The organism is Neisseria arctica, from assembly GCF_022870905.1.
GTDB classification, from domain to species: Bacteria; Pseudomonadota; Gammaproteobacteria; order Burkholderiales; family Neisseriaceae; genus Neisseria; species Neisseria arctica.
In genome coordinates this window covers 62,403-86,113 of the sequence record NZ_CP091510.1, presented here as the reverse complement: position 1 = coordinate 86,113, position 23,711 = coordinate 62,403, and the positions used below count along the sequence as shown (strand labels likewise).

Sequence of the window (23,711 nt, the reverse complement as noted above, 5' to 3'; positions counted from 1 at the left end):
AAGCAAAGATAAGCGCAGCCGGCTACTTAACGACCGGTTAAAAAACAAGTTACTGCCACTAAAAAAGCACACCGTACAAAATAATATGCCGTCTGAAGTTTTCAGACGGCATATTCGGTATGTTTATAACCGCAAAAACAAATACGGCAAACAAAATATGTTCAATTGTTCTTAAAAAGATCGCCGGTTAACGTACGGGCTGCATAACGACCATATGGCGGTCGGCTTTGAGCAGGGGAACATTCAATTTCTCTACTTTCACCACTTCGACGCTTTCGGGTACATGCGCCAACTCTTCATAAGGGTAAACGCCTTTCATGGCCGCCCAATACCCCTTCTCGTTCAAAAGATGCTTGGTCAATGAAATGAAATCGGCCAACTCTGCAAAAGCACGGCTGGTTACCACATCGACTTTTTTATCATGCATGGCCTCTACGCGGCCGCTGGCTACGGTTACATTGTTCAAACCCAATTCAATCACGGCTTGTTGCAGAAAAGTGGTTTTTTTAGTGTTGGAATCCAACAGGGTAATCTGCAAATCAGGGCGGCAAATGGCCGTCGGGATACCGGGCATACCGCCGCCTGAGCCGACATCCATCAAAGTTTCGGCTTTTTCCACATACCGCAGCAGCGTGAGGCTGTCGAGAATGTGGTGGCTGATCATGGTGTTTTCATCACGCAGTGCGGTGAGGTTGTAGGTTTTATTCCATTTTTTCAAAAGTGCGACATATTCAAGCAGCAACAATTGCTGGGCAGTCGTGAGGTTCAACCCCATTTCCTGCAAGCCTTGTTGTAATTTTTGTTTATTGTCCATGGTTTATCCTTATTCTTATTCCTGATGGGCGGGTAAAATCATGTACTCCGCCTCTACTTTAAAATCAGCTATATTTACATTTGGATATTATGTTAACGGAAAACACGCCTGTACGGGTGTGAATTGTTTGATAGGCCGTCTGAAATCATATTCATAAACTAAAAAGCAGCCGTTTAACGGCTGCTTTTTAACAATCGGGCATTTTCAAACGGCGTTTTGCGAATGTTGCGCCATTGCCAAAGCCGTATCAACCGCAACAATCAGACTGCCCGAATCAGCTTTACCGCTACCAGCCAAAGTGAGAGCGGTTCCGTGGTCGACAGAGGTTCTCACAAAAGGCAAGCCTAAGGTAATGTTGACACCTTTGCCGAAGCTGGCATATTTCAACACCGGCAAGCCTTGATCGTGATACATCGCCAACACGGCATCGGCACCTTTCAGCATAAACGGTTGGAACAAGGTATCGGCGGGATACGGCCCATGGATATCCATACCCTCTGCACGCAGATTTTCAATCGCCGGCGTAATGACTTCGATTTCCTCCATGCCCAAATGTCCGCCTTCTCCCGCATGGGGATTAAGACCGGTTACCAAAATATTTGGTCGGGCAATACCGAATTTACGGCGTAATTCTTGAGCGAGAATACGTGCAACCGATTCTACCAAGGGGCGGTCGATTGCGGCGGAAACATCTTTCAGAGGCAGATGAGTCGTTACCAAAGCCACCCGCAAACCGCCGCCCGCAAGCATCATGGCGACTTGGCCTGTTCCGCTTTTTTCGGCCAAGTATTCGGTATGACCGCTAAACGGCACGCCTGCATCATTGATAATCCCTTTGTGCAGCGGCGCGGTAACCATAGCGGCAAATTCGCCGGCTTCGATGCCTTCATAAGCACGGTCAAGCAATTGCAGCACATAAGCGGCATTGGCGGTATTGAGCTGCCCAGCTTCGCAAGGCGCGGCCAAGGGAACATGCAATACTTCCAGCTCATCTTGTGCAGGTGTGTAGTCCGGACGGTATTCGATAATCTGTACAGCCTTGCCCAGTGCTTGCGCCCGGGCTTTCAGCAATTGGATATCGCCCAATACCACGCAACGGCAGGGTAACTCGGCAGCAGGTAAATCCAAGCAGATATCCGGGCCAATACCGGCCGGTTCTCCGCTGGTAACGGCCAAAACGGGAAATGCGCTCATGAATATGATCTCGCTCTATATGTGTGCGGTCATTATACCAAAGCGTCGTCAAAGCGGCAGCGGAATCTGTAACCGAATGTAGTCGTGATACTGTTGATTGTGTTCCCACACCTAAAAAACATGCCGTCTGAAAAATTTCAGACGGCATGTTTTACTTGGACGAGGATTTAAACCACAACCGGCGCAACAGCTTTCAGATAGTTTAAAGCGACAAACTGTTTGTCTGAATCCACTTCGGCAACCGCCAGCTTCATTTGCGATTTAGGCAGCGCGTCAAAAGGAATACCTGTGGCACGGGCTACCATCGGCAATCCCTCGATACGCACCAAGTCATCTTTCAACAAAGTTGCCGTTAGCTCTTTAAGATTCTGCTGTTCCAAATACACCAAACTCCAGTAGCTTTCCATCTGACGTTGGAAATCAGCATAAGCAGCATAGGCGGTATCGAAGTCGCGCAAAGCGGCAAAAAGCTCTGCATCATTATTACGGAAAAGCGGTTCGGTTTCAGGCAGAATCAAGCTGGTCAGCTGCTTTTGATTGATATAGTCGGCGGCACGGCGCAAGGGAGAGGTAAACCAGCCGTAATGCTGTACGCCCATTCCGATATGCGGTTCAGATTGGGTACTCATGCGTACTTTGCCCGCAGGCTGTACGCGGAATAAGCCGGGCAATCCGGCACTATCCAGCATCTGCGCCCACGTACTGTTGGCCAAAATCATCATTTCGCTCACCAAAGTATCAATCGGCGAACCGCGCTCGCGGCGGCTTACTGATACCGTGCCGTCGTCTGCCAAATCAATGCTGTAATCGTATTGCGGAGCACGGTTGGGGTCGTATTTTCCGCGTGCTTTTTGAAGGGCGACGGCAAATTGATACAACCAGATCAAATCGTTGTGGTGGGCAAACGCAGGAGAACTGCCGGCCTCTAAGCCGTTTTGAGCGTTGAAATGAGGCTCGATGGCTTGGATACGCAAGTTTTCGGCAATATAAACGGCTTCGATTCTACATTCGGGTTCGCTCAGATTAAATTCGGCATCCACATCAAAATAAATGCTGACGGCCGGGCGGTGCGCGCCGGCATCCAAGCTGAAGGCGGTAATCCAGTTTTCGGGCAACATCGTGATTTTGTCGCCCGGGAAATAAACCGTACTCAAACGGTTTAAAATGGTTTTTTCCATTTCACTGCCGCGCGCTACTGCCAAACCGGGAGCGGCAATATGTATGCCTACCCTTTTTCCGCCGTTGCCTAAATCGGTCAGGCTGATTGCGTCGTCTATTTCAGTCGTGCTCTCATCATCAATGGAAAAGGCGGCAACGTCTGCTTGCGGAAGTTCTGCAAGCGGCGGAACAGGAATATCGGCAAAGCCTGTACCACGTAGAAAATATTTCATTTCAAAGCCGTCGCGCAAATATTGCGGTATTGAGGCAACTCCGCCGTTACGGCGTGCCAATGCCAGCGGAGAAAGTTTGAGATTATCAGCTGCCTTGGCAAAGGCTTTGTAAGTAAGTGCCTGCTTGTCGGGCGCATGGAGAATCGTGCGTAAGTCGGCAGCTATTTCATCGGGCAAACCGCCTTGCTGCAATGTTTCTACCCAAGCTTCTACCTGTGCTTCCTGCTGCTTTTTGCGTTCGATGGCGGCCAATGCCTGCTTGAGGGTTTCTTCCGGTGCGGCTTTGAAAACACCTTTGGCCTTTTTGTAGAAATACATGGGCGCCGCATAAAGGGCGATAAGCGTAGCGGCCAATTCGATTTTACCAGGCCGGCGGCCAAAATATTCGGTAGCGATCTCTTCGGCGGAAAACTCTTCTTCGCCGCATACTTCCCAGAGTAAATCCGTATCGATTTCGACCGCTTCGGCTTGGGCTTTATCCAAAAAATCGGCCATAGGCGTATCAAATTCGACAAATACGTTGTTTGCCTTAACTTTGGTACGTTTGCCGTGCTGTGTATCTACTTGATAGGTTGAGTCGTTTTTTTGTACGATGGCGGCCACTTTGAATTGGCCGGATTCTTCATAGAAAATATTCATAAAATTTTAATGCCTTTAAGTAGGCATGATTGTAGCAGATTCGGTTGCCAGATAGCAGACAGGCCGTCTGAAAACGGAAAATAACCTTTCAGACGGCCTTAAAGCCCGAAGTTGATATTTTTCGGGCTTTTTATTTATATATGAATATATGACGGATTTTAGCGCGGCTTACGGCCTTCTCGCATTTTTTCTTGCTTTTCCAGCCATTGTTGACGTTGCTCGGGAGTTAACACTTGCATGATCGCGTGACGGGTTTTGAGTTTTTGCAATTCTATCTCGCTTTGGCGCTGCATACGCTCGGTATGCTGTTGGCTGTGCCGGCTAATCAATTCGCGGGCGGCCGCCTCATCGAAAGTAGGGCTGGTAATCAAGCTGTTTTCGGCAGCCCGGCGTTGGGCCATTTGATTTTGGAACTCTGAGCGTTGGGCTTGATCAGGCTGTGTATGCTGCGGGCGATTTTGCTCGATGATCTTTTTGATTTGGGCTTTTTGCTCATCAGTCAGATTCAAATCACGCAAGCCACGCATCATATCACCACGCTTCGCTTCTTTACCGAAATGGTGCATGCCTTGCTCGTGTTTGAAACCTTCTCGTTGCGGTTTGTCGGAAGAGCAGGCAGCCAAAGCCAAGCCCATTAATACGGCACCTGAAACAACGGTTACTTTTTTCATAAATTTGTTCCTTAAAATTAAAAATATGGAAAAACAAGCGTAATTCGCAATAACCGGATAATAACTATTAAATATGTTAATCCCTGTTTTCATGGCGTAAATCATGTCCGCAGTGGTGTTAAATAAAACCGCTTATCCGCGCCTATTCCTGAGACCATAGCGGGATTAAGTTAAAGTAAGGGCAAAAGCTTTACACAACCTCAACAACAACCTTTTAACCACTGTTTCTCCCGATACGTTATGTGCAACCGGCATATTCGGCTACAATAACCCAAATCTTTTTCAGACGGCCTATGTGTCTATGATGTTACATACCCTCTACCGTACCCTATGGTATTTCGCACCTGCGCTGATCCGCCGCTATCTCCGCCGCCGCGCAAAAAAAGCCCCGGCTTATCTGGAACATTGGGGCGAACGCTTCGGAGAGCCTCTAGCCAATCCCGTTCTTCATCCGATTTGGATTCACGCCGTATCCGTTGGTGAAACGCGGGCTGCCCAACCTTTAATCACCGAACTGCGGCAATATTTCCCCGATGCGCCCCTTTTGCTCACTCAAATGACTCCCACAGGCAGAGCTACCGCACAAAATCTGTTTCCGGATGCACAATGCCGCTACCTGCCTTACGACAAACCTGCCTATGTACGCCAATTTCTTAATGAGCACCGCCCGCGCTTCGGGATACTGATGGAAACAGAAATTTGGCCGAATCTGATGAATACTTGCCGTAAAGAGAATATTCCGCTATTTCTCGCCAATGCGCGTTTGTCGGAAAAATCCCAACAAGGCTATTTGAAAATACGTCCTTTAGTTGCCTCGGCTCTCAAAGGATTGAGCGGCTGCTATGCACAAACCGCCGCAGATGCCGAACGCTTACACTTTATCGGCGCCTCCCACGTCCATGTATGCGGCAACAGCAAATACGATATTACCCCGCCCTTGGAAATGTCTCATTTGGCCGAAACTTTCCGCCAACACATCGGCGAGCGACCTGTAGTGGTATGTGCCAGCACCCGCGACCATCAAGGCGTAGACGAGGCCGAGCTGCTTCTCAATGCCTGGCGTTCCTATAAAGGCGATGCATTATTGGTTATCGTGCCCCGCCACCCCGAGCGTTTTCAGACGGCCTATGATTCGGCAATACGATATGGCTTCCGAACCCAAAAACGTAGTGAGGAGCAAAAGGTTGCAGCAGATACTCAAGTATGGATCGGCGACAGCATGGGGGAGATGTTTGCTTATTATTTAGCGGCGGATATTGCTTTTGTGGGCGGCAGCCTTGTCAACACCGGCAGCCAGAACATAATCGAACCGATTGCCTGCAAATTACCTACCTTGTTCGGCCCTTCAACCTACAATTTCACCGAAGCGGCTTCGGGCGCATTAGCAGCCGGTGCGGCCGTACAAATCCCTAATGCGGAAGAATGGCGGCAAACCGTATCCGACTGGCTTGCCCATCCCGAAAAAATGCGCCCATATCAAGAACAAGCCGAAAGCTTTATCAATAAGCACCGCGGTGCCAGCAAACGAATGGCGGAAAGGATTGCCGAAGCTTTGGAAGCGGTTTGATTTTTAAGTCCAAACCCTCTCTCCTTACTTTACATTCGCGCCTGGAAAAATATTAAGCAAATGATTCTTATGTAATTTTAATTGTAAAAAAATTATATTTTTTGTTACCTATGAATTAAAATAGCGCCTTTCTTTTTACATAATGACAAAAACCGAATCGGAGTTATCTCAAACATGGAACAATTTCACGAACTTATCAATGACCTGAACGGCCCGCTGTGGAACGGTCTGGTATATCTGCTGATCGGTGTCGGCCTATTTTTTACCTTTGCAACAGGTATCGTCCAAATCCGCCTGTTCGGCCGCAGTATTAAAGAAATGCTCGGCGGTCGTTCGGCGGGGGGAGACAAAGGCGGTATCACCCCGTTTCAAGCCTTCGTAACAGGCTTGGCCAGCCGCGTAGGCGTCGGCAATATCGCCGGTGTTGCGATTGCCGTTTCAGTCGGCGGTCCGGGTGCCGTTTTCTGGATGTGGATTACCGCACTTATCGGTATGAGTTCCGCATTCGCAGAATCTTCGTTGGCCCAGCTGTTTAAAATACGTGATCCGCAAACCGGCCAGTTCCGCGGCGGCCCGGCATATTATATTACCCAAGGTATGAAGCAGCACTGGTTGGGCATCGTTTTCGCATTCAGCCTGATCTTGGCGTTCGGCTTTGTTTTCAATGCCGTACAGGCCAACTCTATCGTCGCCGCCACCGAAGCTGCATGGGGCTGGAACAAACATTTGGTCGGTGTTGGCTTAGTGATTTTGACCGCTCCGATTATTTTCGGCGGTATCCGTCGTGTTTCCAAAGTCGCGGAAACCGTGGTACCTGTCATGGCTCTGCTATATTTGATTATGGCGGTTTATGTGATTATTACCAACATATCGGCCGTACCTGCTGTAATCAGCCTGATTTTCTCAAAAGCATTTGATTTCCAAGCGGCAGCAGGCGGCTTTTTAGGGGCGGCGGCGGCGCAAGCCATGATGTTGGGGATTAAACGCGGCCTGTTTTCAAACGAAGCCGGTATGGGCTCGGCACCGAATGCGGCAGCGGCGGCAGATGTCAAACATCCGGTATCCCAAGGTATGATCCAAATGCTGGGCGTGTTTGTGGATACCATGATCGTATGCTCATGTACTGCGTTTATCCTGCTGCTTTCCGATGTACACGGCACCAGCGAACTGAGCGGCGTACAGCTAACCCAAGCCGCTATCGTCAGCCATGTAGGGGCATGGGGAGCAGACTTCTTGGCGGTTTTACTGTTCTTATTCGCCTTTTCTTCTATTATCGGCAACTATGCTTATGCCGAATCCAATATGCAATTCATTAAAAACGGCAAAATGACTTTGGCCGTCTTCCGCATGATTGTATTGACAATGGTATATTTCGGCTCGGTAAACAGCGTACCTTTGGTATGGGATATGGCCGACCTCAGCATGGGTATCATGGCCGTTATTAACTTGGTTGCCATTTTGGCACTTTCACCCTTGGTATTCCTCTTGTTGAAAGACTACACGGCTAAGCTGAAAATGGGTAAAGAGCCGGAATTCAAATTATCCGAACACCCCGGTTTGAAACGCAAAATCAAATCGGATATTTGGTAAATTATTGGCCCAATAAAAAAACGCCCGCAGCTTACGGGCGTTTTTTTATTGGTTTTATTCTTAGCAAGCATCAACACATTTTTCGAAGTTAAACTCCAAGTAACCAAATCCCAACCATACGAGCCACACTGAGCTTTCTAACCCTACGCTTGCAGCAGCCAATAAAAATGCCGTCTGAAATTTTTCCAAACGGCATTTCAATCAATTTAAATCTTAACCTGATATTTTTCAGACGGCCTCTTGGTCTGTACCCAAACAGTCTCATCAGGTTGTATTAAAACAATTTTTCCCAATCGGTTTGGCTTTAACAAACCTACATGCCATGACGCAGAATTCTACGAATTGCCGAAAGCTGTCTGCGGCTAACGGCCAAAGGCTCCGGCACATCCAATACTTTGGCAGCCCAACTGGCATTGGTATCCTCTTCATCACCACCATCCAGTCTGATCAAGCAGTCAAGCGTATGGCGGAACACTAAAGCGTTACGGTGGATACGGATAATTTTCTCACCCAAGAGTTCTTCCCAATACACCAGTGTTTTAGGTAATTCATAGCATTGGCCGTCACCGGTAAAAAGGAATACAGTTTTCTGCTCGGCCAACAGATATCGTGCCTGTTGCCAAGGAATCTCCACCATCCGCTCACGGCTAAATACTTTGAAATGGGTAAAATCATCCACCTGCTCTTGTATCCGCTCGCTTACACGTGATAATGCAGTTTGCAGGCGTGCGAGCTTGATAGGCTTCAACAGATAATCTGCCGCAGCCAATTCAAAAGCCCTCAACGCATGTTCTTCATAGGCGGTGGTAAAAATAATTTCGGGCTGCTTTTTGGCCAGTCGTTTAATTCTTTCGATAAACTCCAAGCCGTCGATTTCGGGTAAGCCGATATCGGCAAATACGATATCAACTTCATGCATGCTCAGCCAGTCCAATGCCGGACGCGCATGTGAGAAAGTCTTCAGCAACACAACATTACATTCTTCCAGTAATACCCGTAACCGTTCGGAAGCCAGCACTTCATCTTCGACAATTATCGCACTCGGCATAATATGTTATCAATTTTTATGGTTATCATCAGGCATATAATATGATGAATACTTTTGCTTATCAATGGAAAATTTCACCCGTTTATCAATAAACTACCGAAATTTAGCAATAAAATATTAAAAGTTAAAAATCAATTTGTTTTGCAAATTAAAATATTAACTATCATACTGACTTTATCCAAAAGAGTGTGGCAAAAACTTTGAAAATAGCGGCAAATACCGACACGGATAAAAAATCTGCACACAACTCATCATTAATACAGACTCACTCATATGATCAAATTGTTTGCTCAGAAGAGCAAATAAAGAAAAAACCCCAGAATTTCTTCTGGGGTTTTAAAAATTTGGTTGCGGGGGCAGGATTCGAACCTACGACCTTCGGGTTATGAGCCCGACGAGCTACCATGCTGCTCCACCCCGCGTCTGAAGAATGAAAATATACAATAAACATTGTATAAAGTCAAGCATAATTTTATTATTTTTTCAGACGGCCCCATTCTTTTTTTCTGCCGCATCCAAGCCTAAAAATGCCAACAATGCCAAAAGCATTAAGAATAAGGTTAATACCATCGCACGGTCATGATTATCCGCCCCTGCCGTACCTAAGTAATAGTAGATAAGCGTTGTAAGGGTTTGCCATTCCGGGCGAGAGAGAAACAAGGTGGCGGCAAATTCTCCGATGCAGGTAGCCGCCGCCAAAGTCAGTCCCCGGCGCAAAGCAGGTAACAGTAGCGGAATAGTAACAAACCAGGCCGTCTGAAACGGATTCGCCCCCATGCTTCGCGCGGCTGCGGCATAATGAAGCGGCAATCCGTCCCAAGCGGCTAAAACGTCTTTAGTGATAAAGGGATAAGCCAATAAAGCATAAGTAGCGATCAACAACGGTAAGGAAGCGGTCCACTGCGGATACAGCAGCAAAATACCGAACGCCACACAAACAGGCGATACCATAAAAGGCAAAAACGTCAGGCCACGCACCCATACGACTCTTTTAGCCAACCAAGCATGAAACACTCCCAATATTACAGCCAATATCATGGCTGAAAGGGTAAAGCGGAAGGTATTCCATGCTGCACGTAAGGTTTCAGCCTCCAATAAAACCGCCCACGATTCTCCAGCACCGAATACTTGTAAAGCAACGGCAGCCAAAGGTAATACGCAGCAAGCCGCCAAAATGCCTAATGCGGCTGCCAATAACAACCACTGGCGCCAACCTTGAGGTGAAACGGGTTGCAATATACGGATGCTTTTCCCGGACGCCGTACGCCTGCTAATCCACGCATACAACCCGCCGGCCAAAGCTGTCACCCCCAACACCAGCCATACCAATACCGAAGCTTCGGCAATATTCAACTCATAAGCAATCAACTGGTAAATTTCCACTTCTACAGTGGTATAACGACTCCCGCCCAACAACAAAGCCAGCCCGAAGCCTGAAAAACAATAGAGGAAAACCAAGCAGGTACCGCCGGCCAACCATGGTTGCAACACCGGCCACTCCACCGATACGAAACGCTGCCAGGTTCCTGCGCCAAGTACGCGCGCGGCTTGCAGCCTTTCTGCCGGTACTTGCAAAAAACCCTGATAAGCAGCCCGCACCAATACCGGCAAATTAAAAAATACATTGCCATACAACAATAAATAAGGCGTATCCTGCCAGCCGGCCCATAAAAGACCATGCGCGCCAAACAAAGCCAATACACCCATACCCGCCACTAATGTAGGCATCACAAAAGGCAGCATCAATAAGCGTAGAACCAGGCTGCGCCCGCGAAATTGAAAGCGCGCCAACACCCACGCCACAGGTATTCCCAAAACTGCCGTCAGTCCACAAGTTAAGGCTGCCTGAAATACCGTCCAACCGATCCGCCAACGGAAATAATCGTCTTCCAACATTTGCCAAGCCGGCACACTCTGCCCGTAACCGGCCAATGCCAACAAAGGCGCGACCACCATCAGTATCAAAAAACCGACGGGCAGTAATGCGATCAAAAAAGTAGCCGACAATCGGGGAAGTGTCATAAAGACCTCAAAATGATGAATCTTGAAATAGCGTAAAATTACAAACAGCAACCATAAACGATAGCAGGCTTAATATGCGTTAGAAGCGATTCCGGTAAATATGCCCGGCAATATATCGCCCTTTTCAATAAAAATGATTTCGGCATCCTGCCCGAATGGTTACAAATACAGTTTATTTAATATTCAATTACTTGGCTACTGCTTATAGATGGTGTTATAAAACCCTGATAATCTAACAAGGCCGTCTGAAAACTGTTTTCAGACGGCCTTTTTCATACCGATAGTATTACTGCATTTCCGAGCGTTTGAAATGGCGCGGTCTAAAACCGAAAGCAAACAGGGCTCCGAAATACAGCGCCATCCCCAACACAACCAAAGCACCAAGTTGTATCATCTTCTGCATACCGTGTGCGCCCACCCACTGGAACGGCAAGTAGGTTTGTGCCGCCCACAAGCCGCTACCCATAATCGCAAGCGCAGTAAGTAGTTTCACCAAAAATACTGCCCAACCGGCTCCCGGCTGGTATAACCCTTGCTTACGCAACAATACGTATAATAATGCCGCATTCAAGCATGCACCCAAACCGATAGCCAAGGCCAGGCCGACATGTTTTAAAGGGCCGATAAAAGCCAAGTTCATCAGCTGCGTAACCACCAAAGTAAAAATGGCTACTTTTACCGGGGTTTTAATGTTTTGGCGCGCATAGAAACCCGGAGCCAATACTTTCACGACAATCATACCCAGCAAGCCGAAAGAATAAGCAATCAGCGCATTTTGCGTCATCACCGCATCATTGAGCGTAAATTCACGATACATAAACAAAGTCGCCACCAACGGAAACGCCAATACCGCCAAGGCCACAGCCGCCGGCATCGCCAACAGCATACACAACCGCAAACCCCAATCGAGCAATGCCGAAAATTCTTTCGTATTATCACTGGCTACGTGTTTGGATAAAGTCGGCAGCAGAATCGTACCCAAAGCCACGCCCAACACGCCGGTCGGCAACTCCATCAGACGGTCGGCATAATACATCCATGACACGCTGCCCGACTGTAAAAACGAAGCGAAAATAGTGTTAATCACCAAAGAAATCTGTGCCACACTCACACCCAGCATTGCCGGCGCCATCTGTTTCATCACGCGGTTTACCGCCGCATCTTTAAAATCCAGCTTGGGCATTTTCAAAAAACCGAGTTTGAACAGCCACGGCAGTTGAAACACCAGCTGCAACACGCCGCCGACAAATACCGCCCACGCCAGAGCCATCACGGGCGGGTCGAAATACGGCGCAAACCACAGGGCAAATACGATAAAAGAGATATTTAAAAAAGTAGGCGTAAAGGCAGGAATACTGAACTTATGATAAGTATTCAATACCGACCCTACAAAAGACGACAGAGAAATCAAGAAAATATAAGGGAAAGTAACGCGCAACAGATCAACCGACAAAGCAAACTTATCGGGGTTTGTACGGAAACCCGGTGCAGACGCATAAATTACCCAAGGTGCCGCCAGAATACCGATAGCCGTCACAATCACCAAAATAAACGACAGCATACCCGCCACATGCTGTATGAACGCCCTTGTCGCCTCTTCGGAACGGGTTTGCTTATATTCGGCCAAAATCGGCACAAAAGCCTGTGAAAACGCCCCTTCGGCAAATACACGACGCAACAGATTAGGCAATTTGAACGCCACAAAAAAAGCATCCGTCGCCATGCCCGCACCAAACGCCCGGGCAATAATCGTATCGCGTACAAAACCCAAAATCCGCGACACCATAGTCAAACTGCCGACTCTCGCCAGCGCACCAAGTAGATTCATACGTTCACTTTGAAAATAAACAAATAAAACCGCCGCACAGCTAAAACTGCGGCAAAACCGCCATTATATACCAGCGCCCAAGCTTTGCTCCGCTTTTGCCGCAAGCGTATCTTCCAAACACTCCTGCGGCATAACGGGCAAACCACCCATACCCCATTAAAAAGCAAAAATGTTATGATACGGGCACCGGCAACTAATGCCGGCACATACCCGCACAACCCTATCGAAACAGGAAAAGCCATGCCCTTACTAGACAGCTTCAAAGTAGACCATACCCGTATGCACGCTCCCGCCGTCCGCATTGCCAAAACCATGCAAACACCCAAGGGTGACAACATTACCGTATACGATTTGCGTTTTTGCGTGCCCAATCAAGAAATCCTCTCCGAAAAAGGCATTCATACTTTAGAGCATCTGTTTGCCGGTTTTATGCGCGATCATCTCAACAGCAGCGATGTTGAAATCATCGACATCTCGCCAATGGGCTGCCGCACAGGTTTTTATATGAGCCTGATCGGCACACCCGAAGAAAGCCGGGTAGCCGAAGCATGGCGTGCCTCGATGCAAGACGTACTTGCCGTGCAAAACCAAAACCAGATTCCCGAACTCAACGAATACCAATGCGGCACTTACCAAATGCACTCGCTGGTAGAGGCGCAAAGTATTGCCGAGAAAGTGTTATCAAGCGATATCCGCGTCAATAAAAATGAAGACCTCGAGCTTGACGAAAACTTATTAAACGCCTGATTCGCAATCCCCAAAGGCGGTATCCAAACCCGCCTTTTCCTACGGAGACACCATGAAAGCCATGATTTTGGCCGCCGGTCGCGGAGAGCGTATGCGCCCGCTGACCGACAGCTGCCCCAAACCGCTGCTCAAAGCCGGCGGCGAACCGCTCATCGGTTGGCATCTGCGCCGTCTGAAAGCCGCAGGGTTCGAAGAAATCGTCATCAACCATGCTTGGCTGGGCTACCAAATCGAAGAAGCTTTAGGCAACGGCAGCTCCTACGGCCTCAGTATTACTTATTCTCCCGAAGGCGAAACCGGCCTTGAAACCGCCGGCGGTATTGCCACCGCCTTACCATTGTTGGGAAATACGCCTTTTTTGGTGGTTAACGGCGATGTGATGACCGACATTGATTTCAGCACTGCTTTTTCTGCCGCAGAAGCTTTACAGGAACAAGGGAAATCAGCACATTTATGGCTGGTAGACAATCCGCCACACAATCCGAACGGTGATTTTTCCCTACAGGAAGACGGCAGTGTCCTATCTCACAGCGACAGCGGTACAGCTCTAACGTTCAGCGGCATGGGCGTATACAGCCCGGCTTTATTTACCGACACTCCGCCGCGCCAAGCTGCCAAGCTTGCTCCGTTGCTGCGTAACGCCATGAATCAGGGGCTGGTATCGGGCGAGCACCACCACGGCTTGTGGCTGGATGTAGGTACGGTCGAGCGTTTGGCCGAGGCTGACAAACTGGCGCAAGGCTGGTAGCAAACATCGGGGCCGTCTGAAAAATATCCGCATTATCGATAACTTACCAAACCAATGGTGTGGATGATTACGCATCATAATATCTATAGCCAACCCCGAAAAAATTGCAGAAAACGTTCAGACGGCCTCTACACATAAGCACAAGATAAAAAACCGTCTGAAATAACGTTACAGATAAATACGGTAACTTAGATAATTCGAACATATTCTTTCAGACGGCCTTCAAAACCATACATGCCAACCAAGCCTTAACGTATAAAATTTGCCCGTTTCCCCATCCGTATTTCAAGAAACTATAAAACGCTTCTGCCGCTATAAAGTATAACCACATGATTTATCATCATATTGCCGTCAACACCCCGTTTGGCGGCGGTCTTATCACCTACCGCCACCCCGTTACCCTTGCGGCGGGTACGCGCGTTGCCGTCAGGTTCAACCACAAGCGGCAGGTTGGCATTGTTTGGGCAAGCGGTATCGAATGTGATTTGCCGCCTGAAAAAATATTGGCGGTAGAAGAAGTCTTCGAAAACGAAGCCTTACTGCCTGAGAGCTGGCGACAGCTGCTGGCCTTTACTGCCCGTTATTATCATTATCCGCCAGGGCAAGCCGTTTTTGCCGCACTACCGCAAGGTTTGAAAGAAACCAAAGCCGTAGTCCAACCTGAACCGCCCGTATTTTACACACTTAACGAAGCAGGCCGGCGCCAAGAAGCGCCGCCCGGCCGATACCATAAAAAGCGCGCGCTATGGCAAGCCCTGCAAAACGGTAGCGCCGATACCGCCGCCTTAAAAAAAATCCATTCGGAAGCGGGCAAACTGCTGGCACAATGGCAGAAGGAAGGCTGGATAACATCGGTACCGCTGGAGACACCGTCACTCAAGCCGTCTGCACACATCTTAAATCCGGCGCAACAGCAAGCCGCCCACGCCATTGAATCGGCTTTTGGCGGTTTTCAGCCGTTTTTACTTTACGGCATCACAGGCAGTGGTAAAACCGAAGTTTACTTCGATGCCATGGCAAAAATTCTGGCATTGGGCAAACAAGTTCTATTTCTGCTACCCGAAATCAACCTTACCCCCCAACTGCTCAAGCGGGTGGCCCAACGCTTCGGCGAAGTACCCACAGCCGTACTGCACAGCCAAACCGCAGCAGGCAAGCGCACGCAAGACTATCTGCGCGCCCTCACGGGCGAAGCCAAACTGATTATCGGTACCCGCTTGGCAGTATTCACGCCGCTGCTAGAATTAGGCCTGATTGTGGTAGACGAAGAACACGATGGTTCGTTCAAGCAAGATAACGAATTGCGCTATCATGCCCGTGATTTGGCGGTTTGGCGGGCGCAACAAGCAGGCTGCCCGATTGTATTGGGCAGTGCCACCCCCTCTCTCGAGAGTTGGCATAAGGCGCAAAACGGCAACTACCGTCTGCTTGAGTTGGCCGAACGCGCCCACAACGCGGCACAACCGCCGCAAGTACAGATTTTGGATGTACGCCGTCTGAAACTCGATAACGGCTTTTCGGAGCCGGCTTTGAAGTTGCTGCAAAACAATTTCCGCCAAGGCGGGATGTCACTGGTTTACCTCAACCGTCGCGGCTTTGCCCCTGCTTTGTTTTGCGGCGACTGCGGCCATACATTCGGCTGTCCGCACTGTTCGGCAAAAATGGTCTTACACCAGCGCGCACGCCAATTACGCTGCCATCATTGTGATTACCGCCAAGCCGTACCGCATCACTGTCCCGAATGCGGCAACCAAGACCTGACTGCTGTCGGCCACGGCACCCAACGTGTCGAAGAAACCTTGCGCCGCGCCCTGCCTTCGGCAGCTATTGAGCGGGTGGATAGAGACAGTACCGCCAATAAAAACGATTGGCAGTCTCTCTATCAGCGTATTGCCGGTAATGAAATCGACATTCTGGTCGGTACGCAAATGCTGGCCAAAGGCCACGATTTCGCACGACTGAATTTGGTAATCGTATTAAACGCGGACGGCAGCCTGTATAGTGCGGACTTTCGCGCACCGGAGCGGCTGTTTGCCGAACTGATGCAAGTTTCCGGACGGGCAGGCAGAGCTGAAGCCGCAGGCAAAGTGCTGATTCAAACCCAACTGCCCGAACACGCTGTTTTCAAAGCCGTTTGCTCGCAAAACTACCGCGACTTCGCCGACAAGGAGCTTGCCGAACGCAGCCTGTTCGCTATGCCGCCCCACGGGTTTCAAGCCGCTATTCGTGCAGATGCCGTGCAGATGCAAGAAGCCGCCGACTTTCTGAACGATATTAAAAACACCCTTGCCCCGCTGCTTCCTGCCGAGGTTTCCCAACTCGGCGCCGTCCCGATGAGTATGGCGCGCTTGGCCGAGCGGGAGCGTGCCCAATTGTTTTTGGAAAGCCCTTCCCGCAAAGCCCTTCACCAAGCAGTCAGCCTGTGGGTACAAATGCTGCAACAATACAAAGGCTCTCAGATACGGTGGTCGGTGGATATTGATCCGGTAGAAATGTAGTATGCGCTATCATACAAATATGCCGTCTGAAAATTATTTTTCAGACGGCATATTTTCACTTGTTTTAATGACCAAACATTAAATACGCTTTGCCAATTCTTCGGCTTTACCCACATAAAGCGCAGGTGTTAATGCCAATAATGCGGCTTTTGCTTCGGCCGGGATATCTAACGATTCGACAAACACTTTCAACACTTCGGGCGTAATGCCGTCTTTACCGCGGGTAAGGTCTTTCAGTTTTTCATACGGATTGGCCACACCATAGCGGCGCATCACGGTTTGGATCGGCTCGGCCAACAGCTCCCAAGTGGCATCCAAATCGGCAACCAAAGCGGTGGGATTGGCCTCGAGTTTGTTCAAGCCGCGCAGATGTGCGCCGAACCCCAGCACCGAGTAACCGACACCCACGCCCATATTGCGTAAAACGGTACTGTCGGTCAAATCACGCTGCCAGCGCGAAACGGGCAGTTTCTCCGCCAAAAAGCCCAATACGGCATTGGCCATACCCAAATTGCCTTCGGAGTTTTCAAAGTCAATCGGATTAACTTTATGCGGCATGGTAGAAGAGCCAACCTCGCCCGCTTTGACTTTCTGCTTGAAATAGCCCAAAGAGATATAGCCCCAAACATCGCGGTTGAAATCAATCAGAATCGTGTTGATGCGGCTGAGGGTTTGGAAAAATTCGGCCATGTAGTCGTGCGGCTCGATTTGGATAGTGTAAGGGTTGAATGTCAAACCCAAACCGGATTCTACAAAATTACGACAATGCACTTCCCAATCCACATCGGGGTAAGCCACCATATGGGCATTATAGTTGCCTACCGCCCCATTGATTTTGCCCAAAAATTCTTGTGCTTGAAGCGATTGGATTTGACGCTGCAAACGATAGACTACGTTGGCGATTTCCTTACCGAGCGTGGTTGGCGTGGCGGGCTGACCGTGGGTACGGCTCATCATCGGCACGGTAGCCAAATCATGCGCCATTTGCGTCAGCTTGCCGGTAATTTCGCCCAACTGCGGCAGCAATACGGTTTCACGGGCTTCTTGCAGCATCAAAGCATGGGACAGATTATTGATGTCTTCGCTGGTACAGGCAAAATGGATGAACTCACTCACGGCAGCCACTTCGGGAACACCCGAAAAGCGCTCTTTCAACCAGTATTCAATCGCTTTAACGTCGTGATTGGTAGTCGCCTCAATAGCTTTTACCGCAGCAGCGTCTTCCAATGAAAAACCGGCAATCACTTCATCGATTTCTTTAATGGTGAAATCACTGAATGCCGGCACTTCGGTAATTTTCGGCTCGGCAGCCAATGCCTTGAGCCAGCTTAATTCAACTTTGACACGGGCTTTCATCAAGCCGTATTCGGAAAAAATCGGACGCAGACTTTCTACGGATTTGGCATAGCGGCCGTCAAGCGGTGATAAAGCGGAAATGGGATTGATCATGTGGGATATCCTTCTATAAGGCCAAAAGGTCGCAATAACCGCTGATTATACATCAAGCTGCTTTCAGACGGCATGTTCAATAACGCCCCAATAAACCGTTTTTCACAATTGCCGCAGCTTCTCGCGTCAGGTCAAAAAGATAGGTTTGAAAATCGGGATAACAATAACTGCCGGAATACAGTTGGATATCCTTCCCGGGCCATTGCGCGCGTGCCAACCACTGCGAACGTTTGAGATGAAAGCCGTTACTCACCAGTATTACGCTGTGATCCTCCCAAATCAGCGGCGTACTGTATAGGATGTTTTCATAAGTGGTAGAAGAGCGGGTTTCCATTTTGATTTTTTCGGCAGAAACTCCCATACGCACAGCCAAATCACGCATCACTTCGGCTCCGACCACATGATCCCGGCTCATGCCGCCCGACATAACCAGACGCTCTACTTTACCCGCCTTCAACAACTCCACGCCTGCCTCTACGCGGGAAACCAAACACGGATTGAGTTTTCCGCCCGGATAAGCCAGCGTACTGAGTACCACTGCCGAATCAGCATGGTGCAATACTTCTACCGGTTTGCGCGCTTGGCGGACATCGGTATAAACCACCCATGCAAACAAGAGCAACCCCGCCGATAAAGGTACGGCCAGTAAACACAATAAGATTTTTTTCAAAGAAAATCGTTTCAAGAGCATAAATCCTGCTGCAACATTTAATTATATGAAAATTATCAGGCAATAAAATACCGGAGATGTTCGCCAAAATGGGTAAAAGAATGTTATGCAAACAACACCGGCCAGCCTGAGGTGATAATGATCAAAGTTATTCAACCACAACCATTGGTCTAATTTTATTAATAGTGCATGTATAAAACCGAGGCCGTCTGAATCTGTTTCAGACGGCCTCGGATAACTATAAGTAATATTTTTTTACCCTATCCAGGCTATCGGGCGAGAACCTGCATAATCATAACCAACCTCAATGATCATGCCCCGCGCGTATTTTAAAGCCAACTTAACGCACCGCCGTTTTGCGGTTTAGATGGTAAACCGCCGCACCCAACACCAGCCCCCAAAATGCGCTGCCGATACCGAAAAGCGTCATCCCCGAAGCAGAAGCAAGCATGGTAATCAAAGAGGCCTCACGCGTAGTTTCATCCTGCCAGGCACCGACCAAATTGGCCAACAATGTACCGAAAATGGAAATACCTGCCAAAGCAGCCAATAATTCAGGAGGCAAGGCACTAAACAAAGCCACCACCATACCGCCTGCCGCGCCCAAAATCAAATATAGCACTCCCAACCACACATTAGCCAAATAACGTTTGGCAGGATCTTTATCCACATCGCTACCCATGCATATAGCCGAGCTGATGGCTGCCAAATTCACCATAAATACGCCCAAAGGTGCCAACAATGTCGTTGCCGCCGCACTGCTGCTGATTAGGGGTTTGGCTGGTGTGTCATAACCATAGCTGCGTAAAATCGCCATTCCCGGCAAATTTTGCGTCGCCAATGCGGCAATAAAAAGCGGCAAACCGATACTGATCATATGCCCGAAGTGGAACTCAGGCGTTACCCACTCCAACACGGGCGGCTGCCACTGTAACATCCGGGTATTGATCATTCCCTGCCAAGCGGCATAACCGAACCCTACCAGCAGCATAAGCAAAATACTGTAGCGCGGCATACGGATTTTCGCCAACAGATATACCGCCAACATCAACAACACTAAAATAGTTTGCCCCTGCATGGCAGTAAAAACACGACTGCCGAAATTCATCAGAATACCGGCCAACATTGCAGAAGCTAAGGTCGGTGGTACCAGCCGTACCAAACGATCAAACCAGCCACTGGCCGATACCAGCCACATCAAAGCTCCGGCAAATATAAAGCCCGTTACCGCATGCGGCAGCGAGATACCCGATAAACCTGCCATCACAGCTGCTCCGGGCGTACACCATGCAATCATTACCGGCACACGGTAACGCAGGCTTAGTGTTAAAGTCAGCACACCGCAAGCCAAGGCAATGGCCGTAAACCAAGAAATAATTTGGCTACCACTGGCACCCAATGCCTGTGCCGCCTGAAAAATGATCACCGCACTACTACCGTATGAAACCAACACGGCGGCAATTGCAGCGGCAAAATAAGAAGGAGAGAAAATAGATACTGGCGGTTTCATAAGCAGACCGACAAAAAATCTATTTATAACATAATTTAACTTACCCTTAGATAAAGGCCGTCTGAAAATTAATTTTCAGACGGCCTGTTTATATCTATCTACAAAAATATTATGCAGCGGCAGCTTTCTGACGTGTTTGTATCGTCATGGTTACCATAGCCGCAATCAGCATCAGCACACCGGCGAACATCAACGCATTTGTGGGGTTGGTACCAAGGAGATGACGGTAAATCCACCCAAAGGTAACGGTTTCAATCAGCATAGGAATTACAATCATCATATTGATGATGCCCATATATACGCCATAACGCTCTTTCGGCACTTCTGCCACGGCGATCAGGAAAGGCACGGCCATAATACTTGCCCACGCTATACCAAAACCTATCATCGGAATAAACAACAGATATTTGTTGGTAATGTGCGGGAAGATAAGCAGTGCGGCACCAGCCAGAGAAATCGCAAAAGCATGTACGACTTTAGCCGGATATTTGCGCGCCAGCCACATCAAACCGAATGCAGAAATAAAAGTAACAATGTTGTAAAAACCGTTTACTAACCCGGTCCACCCCACAGCCTGTTCGTACAGTACCTTATCAGAAGGCAAAGCGCCCCACACCGATTTGGCAATACTGTGGGTTACATATTGCCAGTAAATAAACATCGCATACCACTGGAACAAATATACAGAAGCCAACTGCCACAAAGGTTTGGGCATTTCTTTGATAGCGGTTCCAATCTCTTTGACAGCGGGTAATAATCCCTTCGGTTTGGCTCGCATAGCTGCTAATTCTTCTTCACTAGGCTTGTTTTCCGGTGTTGTGAATACGGAAATCAAAATAGAACCAATCGAGCAAACCGCGCCGACATAGAATGAACCGAATACCCAATAAGGAATACCGGATTCCGTCGTTCCCCCGATAAATTGTTGGAAAAAATATAGGGAAACATTGGCCAAAGTGATACCAAGCCCGGTAAATACACTCTGCATCAAAAAACCGGTCGGCTGTTGGTTTGCAGGCAGCTTATCGGCGATAAAGGCGCGGTAAGGCTCCATTGCAGTGTTGTTACTGATATCCAACATCCACAGCAGCAAAACCGCCATCCACAACGCGGTAACATGCGGATAGAAAAACAGACACAAACTGCAACCTATCGCGCCAATAAGAAAATAAGGCCGCCGCCGCCCCAGGCCGTTAATCCAAGTACGGTCGCTAAGTGCGCCGATAATCGGCTGTACAATCAAGCCCGTTACAGGCCCTGCCATATGAAGTAGCGGAATAGAACCCGGATCTGCATTTAAAAAACTGAATACCGGCGTGATAGCCGTCTGTTGCAAGCCGAAACTATATTGAATACCGAAAAAACCAAAGTTCATCAACATAATCTGCCGCAGCGTCATGCTTAGGCGTTGATCGATTCTCATTTTATAACTCTCCTCAAATTGCTTGAAGCATTGGTTCGGCTTGTACAGTATACGGGCCGACCTAACCTTTTACGGTTCTGCTACCGCCTTTCGCATTCGGTAATACAGAAGACCGCCATACTACCGATCCTCTTACAGCTACGGGCCCAACTGCACCCGGTGTCTCGGTTTGTATTTGCTGCAGCAATAAAGCAGCTGCCTGCTCCCCCATTTGCACATAAGGCAACTCCGCCGTAGTTAACGGCGGAAATAACATTTCGGTAATCGACTTCTGATCGTCATAACCTGTGATTGAGATATCTTCGGGAACTTTCAAACCACGTGTACGCAAAATACCGTAGGCCCGCAAAGCCATCTCATCATTACCACAGCACAATACCGTAGGCGGTTCCGCAAGCGACAAAACACGTTCAATTGCCGCCTGCAAATCCTCACTACGGTTTTGTGCATCAGGATAACCTGCCACAATCAGGCTCTCATCTGACCCGATACCAGCCTCAAGCAAAGCATCACCGTAGCCGGCCACCCGCAAACGGGTTGCAACAACATCCGGCGGCAAAGTCAAATACGCAATGCGGCGGTGCCCTTGGTTTAACAATTCGCGCGTCAACAGATACTGACCGTAACGGTCATCGGGAATCACCGCTGGAGTTCCCTCATCATCGAAGCAGTTCAATAGAACAATTGGGTACTTGCCTGAAATTTTCGGCAAGTCTACCCTTTGGTGTGAACCGGCTACATAAAGTATGCCTTCTGCCCGATACTGTAAAAAAGTACGGATTAAGTGCTCGACTTGCTCCGATTTCCCGCCCGTATCGGCAATCATCAATATTTTACCTGCAGCCGCCATTACTTTTTGGGCACCCTGTATCAAAAACATATCCGGCAAACCACCAGAGGTAATTTCCTCGGACGGCCTTGAAATCGCACCTGTAATCAAACCAACCAAACCTGAATTTTTAGAGCGCATTGTTCGAGCGGCGGAAGAAGGAATATAGCCAAGCTCAACCATGGCCCGGCGTACTGACGCCTGCGTCTTATCACGCACTGCAGCATCTTGATTTAATACCCTGCTAACAGTTTTAGGAGAAACACCTGCCAAGCGCGCAACATCATAAATCGTAACCATTTTTATGAGCTATTAGTTATATTGAATAAGATTAACAGCAGCGTATCACAAAAATGACATCGGTGTCATATAATTATTTAAAAAAATTCAAAAATATTTCACTTACCAAAAATAACTCTCAATAATAAATAACCTATTGATAATTAATTTATTTATTAAATAATTTATCTTATTTCTTTATTATCAATCTGAATTTATAAAATACAGCTATTTTCATTTATTAAAATAAAATTTAATAAAACCTCCGAAAAACCATTGAAATTACCTAAACACTTGCAAATATAAGCTATACATTATCGATATTACCTATACAACCAACAAATCGTACACCGCACCCCTCCTTATCTTTGTAGGCAATTCCCTCTAAAAATAAAAGCCGTCTGGAAATTCCAGACGGCCACGGCAATCAATATATAACAATCCAAATGTATTTAATATTTTATGCCTAATATCTTAATAATTACATTGTCTAATTGGTTGCCCCTATATCAATACTAATAAAAATTATATTCATGATATTAGATGATTAAATATATTCGCAACATAAATCATAGCTACCAAAAAACAAATATACATAATACGAGTAAGCCCTATGATGTTCTACGACTTACAAGTAATAAGCGAGCTCCGTACCCAATTTTTACACGATAATTAATAAATCAATAAGGGTAGCTAAAACATTCTATGCCTAAGCTTACTTAGACCAATTTATAACAAGCTGACAATTTTCATTTATGACCTATCCGAATCAGCTCAAAAACTATTGTTCATCA

17 protein-coding genes and 1 tRNA gene are annotated in these 23,711 nt (G+C 48.1%); 5 read left to right on the top strand and 13 right to left on the bottom strand.

Translation table 11 applies throughout. The annotated features are described in order from the left end of the window. Positions 1-187 precede the first annotated feature (187 nt). From rsmG to LVJ86_RS00345, 4 genes are all read right to left on the bottom strand, one after another. Positions 188-814 (bottom strand): 16S rRNA (guanine(527)-N(7))-methyltransferase RsmG, encoded by a 627-nt coding sequence (gene rsmG, locus LVJ86_RS00360; RefSeq protein WP_047760823.1) that lies wholly within the window; start codon positions 812-814, stop codon positions 188-190. Positions 815-1,018: 204 nt separating this feature from the next. Beyond that, positions 1,019-2,008 (bottom strand): 4-hydroxythreonine-4-phosphate dehydrogenase PdxA, encoded by a 990-nt coding sequence (pdxA, locus tag LVJ86_RS00355; protein ID WP_047760822.1) that lies wholly within the window; start codon positions 2,006-2,008, stop codon positions 1,019-1,021. Between the two features lie 167 nt (positions 2,009-2,175). Continuing rightward, entirely contained in the window at positions 2,176-4,038 is a 1,863-nt protein-coding gene (locus tag LVJ86_RS00350) for a ribonuclease catalytic domain-containing protein (protein ID WP_047760821.1), read from the bottom strand. Positions 4,039-4,196: 158 nt separating this feature from the next. Next, positions 4,197-4,709, bottom strand: a complete 513-nt coding sequence (locus LVJ86_RS00345) for a Spy/CpxP family protein refolding chaperone (RefSeq protein WP_047760820.1) — start codon at positions 4,707-4,709, stop codon at positions 4,197-4,199. Between the two features lie 304 nt (positions 4,710-5,013). Here LVJ86_RS00345 and waaA point away from each other — a divergent pair, with 304 nt between their 5' ends. Next, complete coding sequence (gene waaA / locus LVJ86_RS00340; RefSeq protein WP_047760880.1) at positions 5,014-6,276, top strand: lipid IV(A) 3-deoxy-D-manno-octulosonic acid transferase; 1,263 nt, start codon at positions 5,014-5,016, stop codon at positions 6,274-6,276. A 174-nt stretch (positions 6,277-6,450) separates the two neighbouring features. Next, the gene (locus LVJ86_RS00335) at positions 6,451-7,866 is read left to right on the top strand and encodes an alanine/glycine:cation symporter family protein (RefSeq protein ID WP_047760819.1); all 1,416 of its coding nucleotides are present in this window, start codon (positions 6,451-6,453) and stop codon (positions 7,864-7,866) included. A 313-nt stretch (positions 7,867-8,179) separates the two neighbouring features. Here LVJ86_RS00335 and LVJ86_RS00330 read toward each other — a convergent pair whose 3' ends face one another. The 4 genes from LVJ86_RS00330 to murJ form a co-directional block, all read right to left on the bottom strand. Continuing rightward, complete coding sequence (locus tag LVJ86_RS00330; protein ID WP_047760818.1) at positions 8,180-8,914, bottom strand: LytR/AlgR family response regulator transcription factor; 735 nt, start codon at positions 8,912-8,914, stop codon at positions 8,180-8,182. Positions 8,915-9,259: 345 nt separating this feature from the next. Further along, positions 9,260-9,336, bottom strand: a tRNA-Met gene (locus LVJ86_RS00325). Positions 9,337-9,397: 61 nt separating this feature from the next. Next, the gene (locus LVJ86_RS00320) at positions 9,398-10,936 is read right to left on the bottom strand and encodes an ABC transporter permease (RefSeq protein ID WP_047760817.1); all 1,539 of its coding nucleotides are present in this window, start codon (positions 10,934-10,936) and stop codon (positions 9,398-9,400) included. Positions 10,937-11,222: 286 nt separating this feature from the next. Further along, positions 11,223-12,764 carry a murein biosynthesis integral membrane protein MurJ gene (gene murJ, locus LVJ86_RS00315; protein WP_047760816.1) on the bottom strand — a complete coding sequence of 514 codons (1,542 nt, stop codon included), beginning with the start codon at positions 12,762-12,764 and terminating at the stop codon, positions 11,223-11,225. A 240-nt stretch (positions 12,765-13,004) separates the two neighbouring features. Here murJ and luxS point away from each other — a divergent pair, with 240 nt between their 5' ends. From luxS to LVJ86_RS00300, 3 genes are all read left to right on the top strand, one after another. Beyond that, positions 13,005-13,511: an S-ribosylhomocysteine lyase gene (luxS, locus tag LVJ86_RS00310; protein WP_047760814.1), complete on the top strand. Its 507-nt coding sequence runs from the start codon at positions 13,005-13,007 to the stop codon at positions 13,509-13,511. 52 nt (positions 13,512-13,563) lie between these two features. Next, complete coding sequence (gene murU, locus LVJ86_RS00305) at positions 13,564-14,259, top strand: N-acetylmuramate alpha-1-phosphate uridylyltransferase MurU (RefSeq protein WP_047760813.1); 696 nt, start codon at positions 13,564-13,566, stop codon at positions 14,257-14,259. A gap of 329 nt (positions 14,260-14,588) precedes the next feature. Continuing rightward, a complete protein-coding gene (locus tag LVJ86_RS00300) occupies positions 14,589-16,757 on the top strand; it encodes a primosomal protein N' (protein ID WP_047760812.1) in 2,169 nt (722 codons plus the stop codon). Between the two features lie 78 nt (positions 16,758-16,835). Here the strand turns inward: LVJ86_RS00300 and purB are convergent, their stop codons facing one another. From purB to LVJ86_RS00275, 5 genes are all read right to left on the bottom strand, one after another. After that, positions 16,836-18,206: an adenylosuccinate lyase gene (gene purB, locus LVJ86_RS00295; RefSeq protein WP_047760811.1), complete on the bottom strand. Its 1,371-nt coding sequence runs from the start codon at positions 18,204-18,206 to the stop codon at positions 16,836-16,838. Between the two features lie 76 nt (positions 18,207-18,282). Beyond that, entirely contained in the window at positions 18,283-18,891 is a 609-nt protein-coding gene (locus tag LVJ86_RS00290; protein WP_161796053.1) for a YdcF family protein, read from the bottom strand. Positions 18,892-19,216: 325 nt separating this feature from the next. Next, the gene (locus LVJ86_RS00285) at positions 19,217-20,386 is read right to left on the bottom strand and encodes a benzoate/H(+) symporter BenE family transporter (protein WP_047760809.1); all 1,170 of its coding nucleotides are present in this window, start codon (positions 20,384-20,386) and stop codon (positions 19,217-19,219) included. A 109-nt stretch (positions 20,387-20,495) separates the two neighbouring features. Next, positions 20,496-21,809, bottom strand: coding sequence for an MFS transporter (locus tag LVJ86_RS00280; protein ID WP_047760808.1), 1,314 nt, complete (start codon positions 21,807-21,809; stop codon positions 20,496-20,498). Between the two features lie 61 nt (positions 21,810-21,870). Continuing rightward, positions 21,871-22,938, bottom strand: coding sequence for a LacI family DNA-binding transcriptional regulator (locus tag LVJ86_RS00275; RefSeq protein ID WP_047760807.1), 1,068 nt, complete (start codon positions 22,936-22,938; stop codon positions 21,871-21,873). Between the last annotated feature and the right edge of the window lie 773 nt (positions 22,939-23,711).